The organism is Streptomyces sp. NPDC029292, from assembly GCF_055569295.1.
The window spans coordinates 193,400-210,147 of sequence record NZ_JBVHXR010000011.1; the positions used below are offsets into that span (position 1 = coordinate 193,400).

Below are 16,748 nucleotides of genomic sequence, written 5' to 3' on the forward strand. Positions count from 1 at the left end.
CGGCCGTGAGTCCAGCACTCGCCCCGGCTGCCGGGTACGCGCCCGGCATCGAACCCCGCCTGGCCGCCGACCGCCCGCTCGACCTCGCCGCCGAACACGAACGCGGTACGTACGGACCGCCGGCCTGCCCCGACGTGATCGCCGAACTGGAGGCCTCCGGGCTGCGCGGCCGGGGCGGCGCCGGGTTCCCCGCGCACATCAAGTGGCGAGGGGTCGCGGACGCGGACGGGCCCCGCGTGGTGGTGGCCAACGGCGAGGAGGGCGAGCCGAGTTCGTACAAGGACCGCTGGCTGCTGACGCACCGGCCGCACCTGGTGCTGGACGGGCTGCTGCTCGCCGCCCGCACCGTCGGCGCCGACCGGGCCGTCGTCTACCTCTCCCACCCCGAGACCGAGACCTCCGTCCGCGTCGCGCTCGCCGAGCTCGACCCGGCCCTGATGGCCGGGGTACGCCTGGACGTGCACACCGTGGCGCCCACCTATGTGGCGGGCGAGGAGACGGCGGTCTGCCGGTCGATCAGCGGAGGCCCGGCGCTGCCGATGGCCCGCCCGCCCCGGGTCGGCGAGAAGGGAGTGGACGGCCTGCCGACGCTCGTCTCGAACGTCGAGACGCTGGCCCACGCCGCCTGGATCGCCCGGCACGGCGCGGCGGCCTACCGTGCGCACGGCACCACCGAGTCGCCCGGCACCACCCTGGTGACGCTCAGCGGCGCATGCGCCAGGCCCGGTGTCTACGAGGTCCCCTACGGGCTGACCGTCGCCGAACTCTTCGGCCTGGCAGGCGGGTTCACCTCATCTCCGGCCGGGTTCCTGATGGGCGGCTGGTTCGGCGGCCTGCTCGGCCCGGCGCACGCGGCGACCGTGTGCACGTACGAGGACGTCCGCGCGGCGGGGTCAGGGCTGGGCTGCGCGGCGATCACCGCGCTGGACACCGGCCGGGATCCGCTCGCCGTCGCTGCCGAGGTCTCGGCCTGGTACGCCGCCGAGTCCGCGCAGCAGTGCGGGGTGTGCGTCAAGGGCACCGCGTCCATCCGGGACGCCTTCGCCTCGCTCGGCGCGGGCACGGCCACCGCCGGGGACCGGGACAACCTCGCCCGTTGGGGGCAGACCCTGCCCGGCCGGGGCGCCTGCGCCTTTCTCGACGGCGCCGCGACCTGGGCGCGCACCGTACTGGCCGAGTTCCCGGAGCACATCGACACCGGCGACGGCGACACCGGCGACAGCGATAGCGACACCCGAACCAGCGACACCGAGGGAGAACACGCATGAAAGCAACCGTTGACTCCACCAAGTGCAACGGATACGGCACCTGCGCGGACGAGGCGCCCACCGTCTTCCAGCTCGACGAGTGGGGCTACGCCGGTGTCATCGGCGACGGCACGGTGACCGACAAGGACGCCGCCTGCCGGGCGGCCGCGGGCTGCCCCGAGCACGCCATCACCCTCCACGACTGACGCGCCATCACCCTCCACGACTGAACGGAAACGTCATGGATCTCGGACTCAAGGGCAAGGTGGCCCTGGTCACCGCCGCCAGCAGGGGCATCGGGCAGGCGATCGCGCGGCAGCTCGTCGCCGAGGACGCCGTGGTGGCCGTCAGCGCCCGTACGCCGGTCGAGGCGGAAGGTCAGACCTCGTATCCCACGGACCTGTTGAACCCCGCAGCCGTCGACAGGCTGATCCCCGATGTGATCGCCGCGCACGGCGCCCTGGACATCCTGGTCGTCAACACACCAGGCCCCAAGATCATGCCGGTGCTCGAGACCGAGCTGCCCGACTGGGACACCGCCTACGGCCAACTCGTACGGCCTGCCGTGCAGTTGGCGACGGGCGCGGCGCGGGCGATGGCGGCGAACGGCGGCGGCTCGATCCTCTTCATCACCTCCACCTGGGTGAAGCAGCCCGCGGCCGGAGGCGTCCTGTCGGCGGCGATGCGCTCGATGCTGTCGGCTCTGGCCAAGCAGATGTCGCTGGAGCTCGCGGAGCGGGGCGTGCGCGTCAATCAGCTCATGCCCGGGGCCACCGGCACCGACCGGATGGAGAACATCGTGGCGGCCAAGTCGGCGGCCAACGGCACGACCCGGGAAGAGGAGATCGGCAAGGTCGTCTCCGCCATCCCGCTCGGCCGCTGGGCCGAGCCGGAGGAGATCGCACAGGCCGCCGCCTACCTGGTCTCCCCGGCCGCCGCGTTCGTCACGGGCCAGACCTTCGCCGTCGACGGCGGCGCCATCCGCTCCACCCTCTGACCGATCAGAAAGAGAGGCATCGACATGCCGAAGACTCTGCGTGAACTGTTCGTCGACCAGTACCGGCTGTGCAAGCTCACCCCGGACGAGACGGTCGCCGTCATCCAGGAACTGGGCCAGAAGACCGAGTACGCCGAAGCGGCGGTGGCCGCCGCCCGGGACATCGGCGCCGGCGCCCTGGTGCTCACCGCCTCCAGCCTGTCCAACCCGATGCTGCCGCCGTACGAGGCCGACGGCCGTGAGATCGCCGCGCTGCTGGCCGCCGCGGCCGAGTGCGACCTGGTGATCGACGTGACCGTCGGCGGCCTCATCCACTCCGACGTACGCACCCGGATCACCGGCAACGGCAAGCGGATGCTGTTCGTCGCGGAGCCCGCCGACGTGCTGGAGCGCATGATGGGCGACGAGGGTCTGCGCAGCACCGTGGAGGCCGGCGGCCGGCTGCTCAAGGCGGGCAGCACGCTGCGCGTCACCAGCGCCGCGGGCACCGACCTGACCGCCGACATCTCCGGCGAGGACCTCCCGATCACCCACCAGTGGGGCTACGTCGACGAGCCCGGCCGCTGGGACCACTGGCCGAGCGGCTTCGTCGCCTGCTTCCCGCGCGACCGCACCGCCGAGGGCACCATCGTGCTCCAGCCGGGCGACGTACTGATCCCGTGGCAGCGCGCCGTGCGCGACACCGTCACCCTCACCGTCGAGAAGGGCTTCATCACCGGCGTCGAGGGCAAGGGCAACGACGCGTTCGTCCTGCAGGACTACTTCGACGCCTGGGAGGACCCGGAGGTGTTCGCGGTCTCCCACATGGGCTGGGGCGTGCACCCGATCGCCCGCTGGTCGGCCTTCGAGGTGTACGAGCCGCGCTCCCTGTACGGGCAGGAACTGCGCTCCACAGCGGGCAACTTCATGTGGTCCACCGGCCCGAACCGCTTCGCGAACCGCGAGACGCCCGCGCACCTCGACATCCCGATGCGCGGCTGCACCGTCGAGATCGACGGTACGGCGGTCGTCCGTGACGGCAAGCTGACCGGTGAGGGAGCGTAGATGGACACCCGCACACTGGAGCGCGCGATCCTCGCGCTCGGCAAGGACACCGGGCTGCTCGACCGCTTCCGCGCCGACCCGGTCGGCGTGGGCGCCGCCGAGCTCGGCCTGGACGCCGATTGGGCCGCCGTGATCGCCGGAGGCGACCGCGACCGGCTGCGCTCGGCCGGGGTCGTGGACGGCATCACCATCCTGGTCAGCCGCTGGTTCGCCGACGACCTGGGCGACTCGACGAGCTCCGGCCGCTTCCACGTCGAGACGTCGACGCCGCTGCCCGAGCCGAACGTGCCGGAGAACCTGGTGTTCGCCGGTGGCTGCTCGCACGTACCGGACCTGCTGGCCCGGCCCGAGGTGGACCCCGCCGACGCGGTGGCCCGGCTGACCGAGGGCTACCGGCAGCTGGCCGAGCGGATCGCGGCCGCCGAGCCCGACGTGCTCATCGTGACGGCGGACTGCCACTTCCAGTCCTTCCGGACCGGCGCCTTCGTCATCGGCACCGGCAAGGAGCACACCGGGTCGATGGAGTTCTTCAAGCGCCCCGACCTCGACCTGACCCTGACCGGCGCGCCCGAGTACGCCCGCGCCATGGCCGACGCCATTCGCGCCGAGGGGCTGGAGGTCGAGGAGTCCGAGCAGATCGACCTCGACCACGGGCTGATCGTCCCGCTGCGGCAGCTGCTGCCCCGCCCGGACCTGCCGGTGATCCCGATCATCACGCAGCCCGCCCGCTCCTTCTCCCCGTTCGGCGCCCGCGCCTTCGGCGAGGTGCTGCGCTGCGTGGTCGACGGGCGCGACCTGAAGGTGGCGATGCTGGCCACCGGCGGTCTGTCGCACTGGCTCGACCCGGGCAAGTTCGGCGGTGTGGACGTCGAGTTCGACACCTACATCCTGGAGATGCTGCAGACCGGACGAGGATCCGACCTGGCGAATCTCGAGCCGTACGCCCTGCTCGACCACGGGCAGTACGAATTCCCCAACTGGCTGATCATGCTGGGTCTCACCGGCCCCGGCGTACGCGGCGAGGTGCTCGCGTACGAGCCCATGGAGGTGTCCGGCGGCGGCTGGACGGTCGTCGACATGCTCCTGTCGGAGCGCGAAGCCGTGGAGGCGGGCGACCGTGACTGACCGGACACTGCGGGTCGGCCTCACCCAGTGGCACGCCACCCGGGACCTGGCCACCAACACGGCCACGGCCGTGCGGATGGTGTGCGAGTGCGCCGCCGCAGGGGCCGATCTGGTGCTGCTGCCCGAGAACGGGCTGATGCTCGGTACCAACACCGAGATGCGTGAGGCCGCCCTCGCGGTGGACTCACTGGAGATCACCAGCCTGCGGCAGGCCGCCAAGGAGTCGGGAACGGTGGTCGTGCTGGGCGGCTTCAAGCGGCGCGGCCCGGACGGCATCCGCAACACGGCCCTGGTGATCGACGCCGACGGCGAGATCGTCGGCGGCTACGACAAGATCCACCTGTTCGACGCCCGCGTCGACGGCCGGTCCTTCGAGGCATCCGGCGTCGAGACCGCGGGCGACCGCCCGGCGCTGCTCCGCGTCGGCGGCACCACCGTGGGCCTGACGATCTGCTACGACGTGCGCTTCCCGGAGCTCTACCGGTCGCTCGCGCTGGCCGGTGCCGAAGTCCTGCTGGTCCCGGCGGCGTTCACGCAGCGGACCGGCGAGGCCCACTGGGAGGTGCTGCTGCGTGCCCGTGCCATCGAGAACGCCGCGTACGTGGTGGCCTCGGCGACGGTCCGCGGGCAGCACGACGACGCCGACGACGCCTTCCCCACGTACGGGCACGCGCTCGCGGTGGGTCCCTGGGGCGAGGTGCTCGCCGACCTGGGGGAGCGGGCGGCGGCCTGGCAGGTCGTCGATCTGGACCTGTCCCAGGTGGCGGCGCGCCGCCAGGCCCTGCCGGTGCTGCGTGGGGTGAAGACCGGCGTGTACGGGGCCCCTCCTGAGATCATGGATGCAGACATGAGGGAGAGAACATGACCACCGAACCGCCACGGGGTGACGGCATCGTCCGGGCCGGCGAGAGCTTCGGCATCGGCAACGAGTTCACCGGGGTGCGCGTACGCAAGGTGTGGACGCGACAGGGCGAGAGGCTGGAACTCCACGTGCCGAAGCGGGGCTACCGCATTCTGCTCGACGCCATGCAACTGGAGATCATCGCCGCCCAGGAGCCCGAGCGCTTCAGCGAGCTGTTCGCGGTGTCCTTCGGAGCCGAGGAGCCCACGTCGGGGGAGGGCGGCAGCTGATGGCCACGGGAACCAGGCCGGGCACGACGGTCGAGGACATCTACCGGACCCTGCGGGAGCGGATCATCGAAGGGCGGTACGCGCCCGGGTTCCGGCTGTCGCAGGGCGGGCTCGCCGCGGAGCTGGAGACCTCCCGCACCCCGCTGCGGGAAGCACTGCACCGCCTGGAGGCCGATGGCCTGGTGGTGGCCGAGGCCAACCGCGGCATGGAGGTCGCACCGACCAGCCCGGCCGATGTGGAGCAGCACTACGTGCTGCGGCTGCTCGTGGAGCCGACGACGATCTCGGGGATCATCGACCTGCTCACCGAGGACGACCTCGTACGGATGACGGAGGACCTGGAGGCGATGGAGGCGGCCCGGCACCGCATCCGCGACTTCCAGGAAGCGCACCTGCGCTTCCACCAGACCGCGATGCGCCGCTACCCGAAGGCGCTGGCCGAGCTCACCGAGTCGCTGCACCTGAAGATCTACCGCCACCAGCGGCTCTACCTCTCGCACCCGCACGTCCCCGAGCACTTCACGAGCGTCGACCGCCTCTTCCTGGAGGCAGCCCGCGCCCGTGACACCGAACTCGCCCGTCAGATACTGGAGTTCCACCTCATCGACGCCGCGTTGGGCCTGGTCCTGGACAGCGATCCCGACCACCGGTTCGACGCGCTGCTCATCGCGACCAGAGGGCTCGGCATCGAGCTGGGCACCACCCCCGACAACCGGGTGGAATGCCCCGTACCACTGCGCTGGCGCCGCCTCGGCGCACGCACCGATCTCGAACTGCACACGTCCAACCTGCGCCTGCTGCGCACCGAAGGAGACAGCTCATGACCTCGACCCGGGTCGGCCTCATCGTGCCGAGCTCGAACACCACGATGGAGACCGAGATCCCCGCGATGCTCCGAGCCCGCGAGGAGATCCGCCCCGAGCGGTTCACCTTCCACTCCGCCCGGATGCGGATGCAGCAGGTGACTCCGGAGCAGCTGCGCGACATGGACGACCAGTCGCTGCGTTGCGCCCGTGAACTCGCGGACGCCGAGGTCGACGTGATGGCGTACGCCTGCCTCGTGGCGATCATGGCGCGGGCCAAGGGATACCACCACGAGAGCCAGCGGCGGCTGGCCGAGATCGCGGAGGGCACCCCCGTCATCACGTCCGCGGGCGCGCTGGTGGAGGGACTGCAGCACCTCGGCGCGAAGAAGATCTCGGTGATCGCGCCGTACATGAAGCCGCTCACGCGGACCGTCTGCGACTACATCGAGGCCGAGGGAGTCGAGGTTCACGACTCGATCAGCCTGGAGGTCGCGGACAACCTGGAGGTCGGCCGGCTGGACCCGGCGCAGCTCGTCGACATCGCCGCCAAGGTCGATACCTCGGGTGTGGACGCCCTGGTGCTCAGCGCGTGTGTGCAGATGCCCTCGCTGCCGGTGGTGGAGCAGATCCAGAACGCTTTCGACATCCCGGTGGTGACCGCCTCCGTCGCCACGGTCTGGCGGACGCTGCGGGTCCTCGGGCTCGACCCGGTGGTGCCGCGCGCGGGATGGCTGCTGGCCGACCGCGGCTGACCTTTTCTTTCCCGTGCAGTGCATGCAGTTATGCATGCACTGTCGGAACCGCTGAGGAACCGAACCGGGACCGCACCAGCAGGACCGCACCAGGACCGAACCAGCAGGACCGCACCAGGACCGAACCAGGAGATGGATGCCATGGCACTGCACACCCTGTTCCGCCCCGGCCGCATCGGCTCGCTCGAACTGAAGAACCGCGTCATCAAGTCGCCCCAGACCACCGCCCTGGCCAACCAGGACGGCACGGTCACCCAACGGCTGGTCAACCACTACAAGCGGCTCGCCGAGGGCGGACCCGGCCTGATCATCGTCGAGTACAGCTACGTCGATGACGACGCCAGCAAGTCCATCCACGCCCAGCTGGGCATCTCCCGCCGCGAGCACATCCCCGGCCTCGGCTGGCTCGTCGACGAGGTCCATGCCGCGGGGGCGAGGATCGGCATCCAGTTGGAGCACTGCGGCCGGCAGAAGTTCCTCGGTACGCAGCCGATCAAGACCGCGTCGGACGTCTCCTGGGACTACGTCGAATCCCAGTACGGCGAGCGGCCCCAGGTCCTGACCGAGGAGGAGATCCACGGGGTCGTCACGTCTTTCGCGGACGCCGCCGAGCGCGCCTGGCTGGCCCGGTTCGACCTCGTCGAGGTGCACGCGGGCCACGGCTATCTGCTGACCAACTTCCTGTCCCCGCACACCAACAAGCGCACCGACCGCTACGGCGGCTCCTTCGAGAACCGCGCCCGCCTGACCCTGGAGATCGTCGCCGCCATCCGGGAACGCGTCCCGCGCGACTTCCCTCTCAGCGTCCGTCTCTCGGTCACCGACTACGAGGACGACGGCATCCCGGTCGAGGAGACCGTCCGATTGGCGCGACTGCTCCAGTCCGCGGGCGTGGACGTCATCCACGCCTCCGGGGGCCACCACGCGCTGATGGAGTACGAGGTCAGCCCCTGGTACATGCCGCGTGCCGTGCACCGCTGGGGCTGGGAGAAGATCAAGCCCGAGGTGACGATCCCGGTCATCGGCTCCGGTTCTCTGGTCACCCCTCAGGTCGCGGCCGAGGCACTGGAGGGCGGCGCCGACTTCGTCTCCCTCGGCCGGGCGATGCTGGCCGACCCGGACTGGACCCGTAAGGCCCAGGAGGGACGGCTCCTGGACATCGTCCCGTGCATCCGCTGCAACGACGGCTGCCTCGACCGAGGGCTCAACGCGGGCCGCAGCACGGGCTGCACGGTGAACCCGTCGATGGGGGAGGAGTACCGCTTCCCCGTCGAACCGGCGGCCGTCCGCCGCCGTGTCGCGGTGGCAGGCGGCGGTCCCGCCGGGCTGCGCGCCGCCGCCGTGCTCGCCGACCGGGGACACGAGGTGACGCTCTACGAGCCCGGGGAGCTCGGCGGGGCCCTGGTACCCGCGACGCGCTCGCCGTACAAGCAGGACCTCGCCGCACTCCGCGACCACCTCGTCCACCAGGTGCGTTCCCGCCCCGTAGAGGTCGTCGCCGAGCACGCCGACGCCACGACCCTCGCAGACGGCGGCTTCGACCTGGTGTACGTGGCCACGGGCGCGGTCCCCCGCACACTGCCGGGCATGCAGTTGGCCCGGGACGTCACGGATCCGAAAGACGTGGTCTCCCCGGTCGTGGTCGTCGGCGGCGGGATGACCGGAGCCGACACCGCGCTGTGGCTGGCCGACGCCGGACACGAGGTCACGCTGGCGGAGGCCGGAGAGGCGATCCTCGGCAACCGCGAGGTCTTCACCGACGCGGGAGCGCTGCCGAAGATCCTCGCCGACAAGGGGGTGGCGATCCTCACCGGTGCCGAGGTGACGGGGCTCGGCGACGACGGTGCCCGCACCGCGGACGGCCGGCTGATACCCGCCGCCACGGTTCTCGTCGCCATCGGACACGACAGCGACTCCGGGCTCGCGAGCGCGCTGCGCGAGGCCGCCCCGGACCTGGAGGTCGTCACACTCGGCGGCGCCGCGCGCAACGGACGGGTCTTCGACGCCCTCCACGGGGCGTTCTTCGAGTCCCGCCGCGCGTGATCCCCTAAGGAAACTTTCCATAACGCACAGCAGACAAGGAGGTCAGCCATGGGTGCACTGGACGGGCAGGTCGTGGTGTTCACCGGCGCCGGATCGGGCATCGGACGTGCGGTCGTCACCCGCTACGTCGCGGAGGGCGCCCGCGTGGTGGCGGTGGACGTCGCCGACACCGTCGAGCAGTTGGCCGAGGAACTCGGGGACGCCGTCGTCCCGGTGGTCACGGACGTACGGTCCTGGGAGGGCAACGCCCGGGCCGCCGCAGTCGCCAGGGAGACCTGGGGGCGCATCGATGTCTTCGTCGGAAACGCGGGTATCACCGACGCGGCCAGGCCCCTGGAGGAGATCCCGGGGGAACGGCTCACCGACGCCTTCTCCGAACTGTTCGGGGTGAACGTCCTCGCGCCGATGCTCGGCGTACGGGCCGTCGTCGACGATCTCGTGAAGTCGCGCGGATGCGTCATCCTGACCGGCTCGTTCGCCAGCACCAACGCGGCGGGCGGCGGGGTGCTGTACACCGCGTCCAAGCACGCGGTGCAGGGGCTTGTCCGGCAGCTCGCGTACGAACTCGCGCCGGACGTCCGGGTCAACGGCGTGGCACCGGGTGTGGCGCCGACCCGGTTGCGCGGCACGGCCTCCCTCGGCCAGACGGCCGCCGATTCGGTGCTGGACGGCACCCGGGAGGTGCTGCCGCTTCAGGAGGTGCCGGACGTCGACGCGTACAGCGGGATCTTCACCCTGCTCGCCTCGCCGGCGCAGTCGGCCGCGATGACCGGGACCATGGTCACCGCCGACAGCGGACTGTCGATCCGGGGGCTGGCGCGCCCCGGCGGCCGGGTCACCGAGCACCGGTGATGGGCGGCGCGGGCCCGCCTGAGCCTCAGCGGCCTGGTCTTTTGCGTTGCACGTCGCACGGCCCCTCGATCCCGCAGCCTCAGCCTTTGATGGTTCCGGTGGTGAGGCCGCCGGTGATGAAGCGTTGGAAGATGGCGAAGACGCAGACCACGGGGATGCTGATGAGGGTGGCGGTGGCCATCAGGGCTCCCCATGCGGTTCCGTGTTGGCCGACGAAGGCGTTGAGCAGGACAGTGACCGGTTGTACGTCGGGCTTCGCGGCGAGGGTGAGGCCGAAGACGAACTCGCCCCAGCCGATCAGGAAGGAGAGGCCGACCACCGCAACCAGGCCGGGCACCATGATCGGCAGGATGATCCGCAGGAGTACGCCCACCGGCCCGCAGCCGTCGACCAGAGCCGCCTCCTCCAACTCCCTGGGGACGCTCCGCAGCACCGGGCGCAGCACGATCACCGCGAAGGGCAGCGTGAGGGTGGTGTCCGCGGTGATCAGACCGAGGTATGTGTCAGCGAGGCCGGCCCGGCGTTCGAGGATGAACAGCGGGGCCGCGAGCACGATGCTGGGCGGCAGTTGGGCGATGAGCAGGGCGAGCACCATGGTGCCGGAGCCGCGCATCGGGATGCGGGCGAGCGCGTAGGCGAGAGGGACGCCCAGCAGCAGGGTGAGCGCGACCACTCCGCAGGAGATCACCAGGCTGTTGAGCAGGGCCTGGTGCAGGGTCTCGTCGGACAGCGCCCTTGAGTAGTTCTCCGTGGTGGCCGGGGTGGGGACCCACTGCGGGGACTCGGCCAGGATCCGGTCCGGCTCGGTGAGGCTGGTGTTGACCATCCAGTAGACCGGCAGGAGGAAGGCGGCGGTGATCAGCGAGGCGATTGTGGTGAGGAGCCAGGGGCGGCGGGTCGGTTTCCGACCGATGGCCATGCTCTTTTTCACGCCGCCTCGCTCTCCCGGCGCAGTCGACGCACATAGAGCGCGCCCGCGAGCAGGGGAACGAGCAACAGCAACAGGCCCGCCGCGGCGCCCTCTCCGAAGCGGAAGAACTTGAAGAAGATCTCGTAGACGTAGAGGGACAGGACGCTGGTGGCGTCGACGGGGCCGCCGCCCGTCATCACGAAGATGATGTCGAAGACCTTGAAGGTGTAAACGAGGCCGAGGAGCAGCACGGTCACCGACACGGGTCGCATCAGCGGGAGGGTGATCCAGCGGAAGCGCTGCCAGACGCCCGCGCCGTCGATGGCGGCGGCTTCGTGAAGTTCCGGGTCGATGGTGTGCAGGCCCACCAGGAGCAGCAGCATGTTGAAGGGCACGCCGACCCATACGTTGGCGAAGACGACCCCCGCCAGGGACGTGCTCGGGTCGGTGAGCCAGTCGTGGGACAGGGCGCCCAGACCCGTTGCGCGGAGCAGGGCGTTGTAGACGCCGGACTCGTCGTCGAGCATCCAGCGGAAGAGGGTGCCGCTGACGACCGGGGGCAGCAGCCAGGCCACAAGGAGCAGCGACCGCAACAGCCCGTTCAACGGGAACTGGCGGGCGAACAGCAGCGCCAGGGCGAAGCCGATGACGAACTGGAACAGCAGCGATCCCAGGGTGAAGACCATCGTGAGACGTACGGCGCGCCAGAAGTCCGGGTCGGCGACGGTGGCCCGGTAGTTGGCGAGGCCGTTGAACCGCGGGGCACCGCCGAGCAGTTCCCGCAGGCCCACGTCGTGCACGGACGTCCATAGGTTGTAGAGCAGGGGGTACGCCAGGAAGAGGCCCAGGAAGACCAGGCCCGGGAGGGAGAAGAGATACCCCGCCCGCCGGCGGCGGGCGGAGAGGGAGAGGGCAGTGGGGCGGCTAGGTCTCACCGCCGCTCCAACGCCTTGTCGATCTTGACGGCGGCGGACTTCGCCGCGGCGGAGGGGGCGGCGGCGCCGGTGAGTACGGCCTGTTCGGCCTCGGCGACTGCCTGCGAGGCCTCGGCGTAGTGCGGCCCGTACTGACGCGGACGGGCCACGGGCAGCTGGCTGAGGAACAGTCGCAGGGCGGGGTCGGATGCCCAAGTGCCCGCGCTCGCCAGATCCTTGCGGGCGGGGAGGTTGCCGAGCGCCACCAGGTACGGCACCAGAACCGATGGACGCTGGGTGTACTCGAGGACCTCCCACGCCTTGTCGAGATGTTTGCCGCTCGCCATCAGGACCCAGTTCTCTCCGCCCAGACAGGTGGCGGACGCCTTGTCGCGGGGGAGCGCGACGACCTCCCACTCCAGGTCGGCCTTCTTGAGGGTGGGGAGCTGCCACGGGCCGTTGATCTGCAGGGCGGCGCGCTGGTTGATGAACCGTGTGTTGACGTCCTGCTGCGTCCAGCCCACGCACTGCTCGGACAGCGAGCCCTTGGCGACGAGGTCGTCGAGGAAGGACAGCGCGGTCGTGCCGTAGGTGTCGAAGGTGTCCAGGTCGCCGCCGGCCTGCCACAGGAAAGGCAGGAACTGGAAGACACCCTCCTCCGTCCTGATTGCGCTCAGCGCCAGACCGAACCGGTCCCCGCTGGTCAGCCGGCTGGCCGCAGCGGCCAGCTCGTCCCACGTGGTGGGGGGTTGCACATCGGCGGCGCGGAGCATCGCGGTGTTGCAGTAGAGGGCGAGGCAGTTGCTGCTGTTGGGGATTCCCAGGCTTTTCCCGGCGACCTGGCAGCCGGCCCAGGGGCCTTCGTAGTACTGGTCGGCCTGACCCCATTCCTCGATCCTGTCGGTGAGATCGGCCAGCAGCCCGGTGCCGCCCAGTGAGTTCATGGCGACGTTGTCGACGATGGCGATGTCCGGAAGATCGCCGGAGACCGCGCCCAGGGTGATCTGCCGGTCGAGGTCCGCGAAGGGGAACGTACGCCGTTCGATCCGCACGCCGGGGACGTGCGCTTCGATGTCGTTGACCAGGGCCGTCATCCCGGGCTGGAAGTTGTCCAGGGTGAAGTAGTCCCACCAGGTGAGCGTGACCGTACCGCCGCTCTGCTGGTCCGAGCCGCAGGAGACCAGGGTCGAGCCGAGGCCGAGGGCGGCCGCTCCCGTCCCCGCGGCGCGCAGGAATCCGCGGCGGTCGACGGCGTACGACATGCTCTGCTCCCAGTGTGTGATCGGTGTTCGCCACCTCAGAAGTCGGCAGTCTCGGGGTCGGCAGTCTCAGAAGTCGGCAGTCTCGGGGTCGGCAGTCTCGTTAGTCGGAAATCTCAGAAGTCGGAATTCGGGAGATCCGGGAGATCGGGGAAATCTTCGAGATCCGGGAAGTCCGCTTCGGGCTCCGAACCGGGCACCGGTCGGCAGGGACCGGTGCTGGCCCGCAGGGAGATCAGGGGTTTCAGCAGGACGTGTCGGGGAGCCGAGCCGGGTGAGGTGAGCCGTTGCATCATCAGGTCGACAGCCACCCGGCTCATCTCCTTGGCGGGGATCTCGGCCGCCGTGAGCTGCGGGTTCACCTGTTCCGCCCAGCGGCCGGCCGCCACGCCGACGACCGAGAAGTCGCGCGGCACGGCGCGGCCGTGGCGCGTCAGCCCGCGATACAGGCCCTCCAGAGCCGCCTCGTTCATGGTGACCAGCGAGGTGGTCGCCGGATCGTCCAGCAGGATCTGCTCCAGGATCGCCTCCCCCGCCGCGACGTCGTCGCCGCAGAGGTACGCGTGTGGGGTGAGTACCTGTTCCGCCATGGCCTTGGTGTAGCCCTCGAGCCCGAGGTGCGCGAAGCCGTATCCGCTCTGGAAGAGCTCTTCGGACCGGTTGACGAAGGCGATACGGCGGTGGCCCAGATCGGCCAGGTGGTACACGCAGCCGCGTGCGAGGCCCGCGAAGTCCAGATCGACCCAGCCGGTCTCCTCGGCCCTGCTGTTCCTTCCGATGGTGACGAAGGGGAAGCCGGCCTTGGCGAGGTGCTCGACCCGGTCGTCCTCCAGCCGGATCTCCATGACGATCACGCCGTCCACCCGCCGCTCGTCGATCATCCGCCGGAACGAGGGGTCACTCGCCCGGTCGGCGGGGGAGAGCAGGAGGTCGTAGCCGTACGTGGTGGCGGCCTCGGCCACTCCGCCGACGAAGGCGAGCTGCATCCCGGTGTAGTCGCGACCCCGGCCGGCCGGCGGATAGACCAGACCGAGGATGTGCGTACCGCCGCGCGTCGGCGTACCGCCACCCGCCGTGGGACCGCCACCACCCGCCAGGGCGTCCGTGTCCGCGCGCGGGTCGGCTCCGGTCTTCGGAGCGTCTGGCCGCCTCGTCATCTTCAGCTGACCGGCAGGGGTTGTTCGGCCCAGATGGTCTTGCCGGTCGAGGTCTGGCGGGTGCCCCAGCCCTGGGTGAGCTGGGCAACCATGTGCAGTCCGCGTCCGCCCTCGTCGTAGGTGCGGGCGCGACGCAGGTGGGGCGCGGTGCTGCTGGCGTCGGAGACCTCGCAGATCAGCGTCCTGTCGCGGATCAGCCGCAGCCCGATGGGCACTTCCCCGTACCGGATGGCGTTGGTGACCAGCTCGCTCACCACCAGTTCGGTGACGAACGCCGCTTCCTCCAGTCCCCAGACGGCCAGCTGGCGGGAGGCCTGGGCCCGGGCGTCCGCGACGATCGCGGGGTCGGACGGCACGGACCAGGCGGCGACCTGGTCGGTGTGGAGGGCACGGGTGCGCGCGAGGAGCAGGGCCACGTCGTCGGCCGGGGCCGGGCTTTCGGGGAGCAGCGCCTTGAGTACGACGTCGCAGGTGACCTCCAGAGAGGGGACGGGGGAGGCGAGGGACTCGCACAGCCGGTCGAGGCCGATGCCGATGTCATGGCCGCGGGCTTCGATCAGGCCGTCGGTGTAGAAGGCGAGCAGACTGCCTTCGGGCAGCTCCAGCTCGGTGGCCTCGAAGGGCAGGCCGCCGACACCCAGGAGGGGCCCCGGGGAGAGCCGGACCACGCTGACCGTGCCATCGGGGAAGAGCACGGCGGGTGGCGGGTGGCCGGCGCTGGCGAGGGTGCAGATGCGGGAGACCGGGTCGTAGACGGCGTACAGACAGGTGGCGCCGATCTCACCGGAGGACGTCATGTCCGCGGAGACGCTGCCGTCGTCCGAGGTGAGGTGGGTGACCAGGTCGTCGAGGTGGGTGAGGAGCTCGTCCGGAGGCAGGTCGACATCGGCGAGCGTGCGCACCGCCGTGCGGAGCCGGCCCATGGTGGCGGAGGCATGGAGGCCGTGCCCGACGACATCGCCGACGACCAGGGCGACCCGAGTGCCGGAGAGGGGCACCACGTCGAACCAGTCGCCGCCCACGCCGGCCCCCGTGCCGGCCGGCAGATAGCGGAACGCGACCTCGACGGCCGCCTGTTTGGGGAGATCACGGGGCAGCAGGCTGCGCTGGAGGGTGAGCGCGTTGGTGCGCTCGCGGGTGTACCGGCGCGCGTTGTCCACGCCGACGGCCGCCCGGCCCGCGAGTTCCTCGGCGAGGACCAGATCGTCCTCCTCGAAGGGGCGCGAGCCCTCGCTCCGGGCGAAGAGCGCCACCCCGAGGGTGATCGTCCGGGCCTGCAGCGGCGTGGCCATGATCGAGTGGAATCCGTAGGCCCGTACACGTTCGATCCTTCTCTCGTCCTCGGTGATCCACCGGGTGTAGTCGGGGTCGTCGAGGCCGCTGAGCAGCGGTTGCCCGGTGGTCAGGGCGCGGACGGGAGGGGAGAACGGGGGATAGGTGTCGATCGCGCCGAGGTCGAGGACCGCTTCGGGCACCCCCTCGCGGGAGGACTGGTGCGCGACCCGGCGCAGTACCACGGTGGCGTCGACGGGCCCCGGGGCCGGCTCCTGCCCGCGGGTCACGGAGTCGAGCAGGTCCACGCTGACGAAGTCGGCGAGCCGGGGGACGGCCAGATCGGCGAGTTCCTGGGCGGTCCGCTGCACGTTCAGGGTGGTGCCGATACTGGCACCCGCTTCGTTCAGCAGGGCCAGCCGCTGCCGGGCCCAGTGCTCCTCGCTGCTGTCGAACGCCGCGGTGCCGACGCCGCACACCTGGCCGGTGGAGGGGTCTTTGACGGGCCACATCTCGATGATCCAGGCGTGTTGACGGGAGGAGAAAGGGCCCGGGGCGCTGCACTCGTAGCGCATCGGCTTGGCTTCCTCGGCCACCTGTTGGACGAGCCGCCGAAATCCGTCGTCGTCGTGCTCGTCGAGGACGTCCGGGTACGGCGAGCCGCCCCGTTCACCTGCCTTCGCTCCCGCTCCTGCCTTTGCTCCTGCTCCTGCCTTCGCTTCCCCTCCCCTCTCGGCTTCCCCTCCTCCTGACGCGACTGTGTTCAGCCGCCACCCGTGCGAGCCCATGGCGAAGGTGGACATGGCCACCGAGGACTGGGTGGACGCCCACTCCACCATCCTCCGGTCGTATTCCGACTCGGACGCGTCGGCGGTGGCGGTTACGACGAACCCTTGGGCCTCGGCGTTGCCGTCCAGTGAGGGGTAGGAGTGCAGGGCCAGATCGATGCGGTGACCGTCCCGGTGGCGGAAGGCCGCTGTGCCGCTCCATTCCTGTGAGTCGATCAGGGAGAACCCGGCCGCGCGGGAGGCTTCCACGGTGGCGAGAAGGTCGGCCGCGGTATACCCCACGACGTCCGAGGCGCGGTAACCCAGCAGCCGCCTGGCCCCCTCGCTCCAGCCCGTGACGATGCCGCCGGTGCTGAGGGTGGCCGTGGCGGCATCGGCCGAGTAGGCACAGTGATCGGGGGGTTGATCGGAAACCGGCCTTTTGGTGTCCATCCCTGCTCAATTCACGCCA

Annotated in this window: 16 protein-coding genes; 11 read left to right on the forward strand and 5 right to left on the reverse strand. The window is 70.7% G+C overall.

The annotated features are described in order from the left end of the window. The first annotated feature begins 5 nt into the window (after window positions 1-5). The 11 genes from ACZ4WS_RS24435 to ACZ4WS_RS24485 all read left to right on the forward strand — a co-directional run bounded on the left by ACZ4WS_RS24435 (window position 6) and on the right by ACZ4WS_RS24485 (window position 9,997). Window positions 6-1,268 (forward strand): NADH-ubiquinone oxidoreductase-F iron-sulfur binding region domain-containing protein, encoded by a 1,263-nt coding sequence (locus tag ACZ4WS_RS24435; RefSeq protein ID WP_467983335.1) that lies wholly within the window; start codon window positions 6-8, stop codon window positions 1,266-1,268. After that, window positions 1,265-1,453 (forward strand): ferredoxin, encoded by a 189-nt coding sequence (locus tag ACZ4WS_RS24440; protein ID WP_467983336.1) that lies wholly within the window; start codon window positions 1,265-1,267, stop codon window positions 1,451-1,453. The genes ACZ4WS_RS24435 and ACZ4WS_RS24440 overlap by 4 nt, the downstream gene beginning before the upstream one ends. Window positions 1,454-1,488: 35 nt before the next feature. Then, a complete protein-coding gene (locus tag ACZ4WS_RS24445) occupies window positions 1,489-2,244 on the forward strand; it encodes an SDR family oxidoreductase (RefSeq protein ID WP_467983337.1) in 756 nt (251 codons plus the stop codon). 24 nt (window positions 2,245-2,268) lie between these two features. Beyond that, a complete protein-coding gene (locus ACZ4WS_RS24450; protein ID WP_467983338.1) occupies window positions 2,269-3,288 on the forward strand; it encodes a 2,5-dihydroxypyridine 5,6-dioxygenase NicX family protein in 1,020 nt (339 codons plus the stop codon). Beyond that, complete coding sequence (locus ACZ4WS_RS24455; RefSeq protein ID WP_467983339.1) at window positions 3,289-4,413, forward strand: DODA-type extradiol aromatic ring-opening family dioxygenase; 1,125 nt, start codon at window positions 3,289-3,291, stop codon at window positions 4,411-4,413. Continuing rightward, entirely contained in the window at window positions 4,406-5,278 is an 873-nt protein-coding gene (locus ACZ4WS_RS24460; RefSeq protein WP_467983340.1) for a nitrilase-related carbon-nitrogen hydrolase, read from the forward strand. Before ACZ4WS_RS24455 ends, ACZ4WS_RS24460 begins: the two co-directional genes overlap by 8 nt. Next, complete coding sequence (locus tag ACZ4WS_RS24465; protein WP_467983341.1) at window positions 5,275-5,544, forward strand: hypothetical protein; 270 nt, start codon at window positions 5,275-5,277, stop codon at window positions 5,542-5,544. The genes ACZ4WS_RS24460 and ACZ4WS_RS24465 overlap by 4 nt, the downstream gene beginning before the upstream one ends. Beyond that, entirely contained in the window at window positions 5,544-6,368 is an 825-nt protein-coding gene (locus ACZ4WS_RS24470; RefSeq protein WP_467983342.1) for a GntR family transcriptional regulator, read from the forward strand. Before ACZ4WS_RS24465 ends, ACZ4WS_RS24470 begins: the two co-directional genes overlap by 1 nt. Then, a complete protein-coding gene (locus ACZ4WS_RS24475; RefSeq protein WP_467983343.1) occupies window positions 6,365-7,102 on the forward strand; it encodes a maleate cis-trans isomerase family protein in 738 nt (245 codons plus the stop codon). The genes ACZ4WS_RS24470 and ACZ4WS_RS24475 overlap by 4 nt, the downstream gene beginning before the upstream one ends. A 141-nt stretch (window positions 7,103-7,243) precedes the next feature. Further along, window positions 7,244-9,145, forward strand: coding sequence for an oxidoreductase (locus ACZ4WS_RS24480; protein WP_467983344.1), 1,902 nt, complete (start codon window positions 7,244-7,246; stop codon window positions 9,143-9,145). Window positions 9,146-9,193: 48 nt separating this feature from the next. Next, window positions 9,194-9,997 carry an SDR family NAD(P)-dependent oxidoreductase gene (locus ACZ4WS_RS24485; RefSeq protein WP_467983345.1) on the forward strand — a complete coding sequence of 268 codons (804 nt, stop codon included), beginning with the start codon at window positions 9,194-9,196 and terminating at the stop codon, window positions 9,995-9,997. Between the two features lie 79 nt (window positions 9,998-10,076). Here ACZ4WS_RS24485 and ACZ4WS_RS24490 read toward each other — a convergent pair whose 3' ends face one another. The 5 genes from ACZ4WS_RS24490 to ACZ4WS_RS24510 form a co-directional block, all read right to left on the reverse strand. Next, entirely contained in the window at window positions 10,077-10,928 is an 852-nt protein-coding gene (locus tag ACZ4WS_RS24490) for a carbohydrate ABC transporter permease (protein ID WP_467983346.1), read from the reverse strand. Continuing rightward, on the reverse strand, window positions 10,925-11,842 hold the full coding sequence (locus ACZ4WS_RS24495) for a carbohydrate ABC transporter permease (RefSeq protein ID WP_467983347.1): 918 nt from the start codon (window positions 11,840-11,842) through the stop codon (window positions 10,925-10,927). The genes ACZ4WS_RS24490 and ACZ4WS_RS24495 overlap by 4 nt, the downstream gene beginning before the upstream one ends. Continuing rightward, window positions 11,839-13,083 (reverse strand): ABC transporter substrate-binding protein, encoded by a 1,245-nt coding sequence (locus ACZ4WS_RS24500; protein WP_467983348.1) that lies wholly within the window; start codon window positions 13,081-13,083, stop codon window positions 11,839-11,841. The genes ACZ4WS_RS24495 and ACZ4WS_RS24500 overlap by 4 nt, the downstream gene beginning before the upstream one ends. 113 nt (window positions 13,084-13,196) lie before the next feature. Beyond that, window positions 13,197-14,237 (reverse strand): LacI family DNA-binding transcriptional regulator, encoded by a 1,041-nt coding sequence (locus ACZ4WS_RS24505; RefSeq protein WP_467983349.1) that lies wholly within the window; start codon window positions 14,235-14,237, stop codon window positions 13,197-13,199. Window positions 14,238-14,239: 2 nt separating this feature from the next. Beyond that, window positions 14,240-16,729: an ATP-binding SpoIIE family protein phosphatase gene (locus tag ACZ4WS_RS24510; protein ID WP_467983350.1), complete on the reverse strand. Its 2,490-nt coding sequence runs from the start codon at window positions 16,727-16,729 to the stop codon at window positions 14,240-14,242. Between the last annotated feature and the right edge of the window lie 19 nt (window positions 16,730-16,748).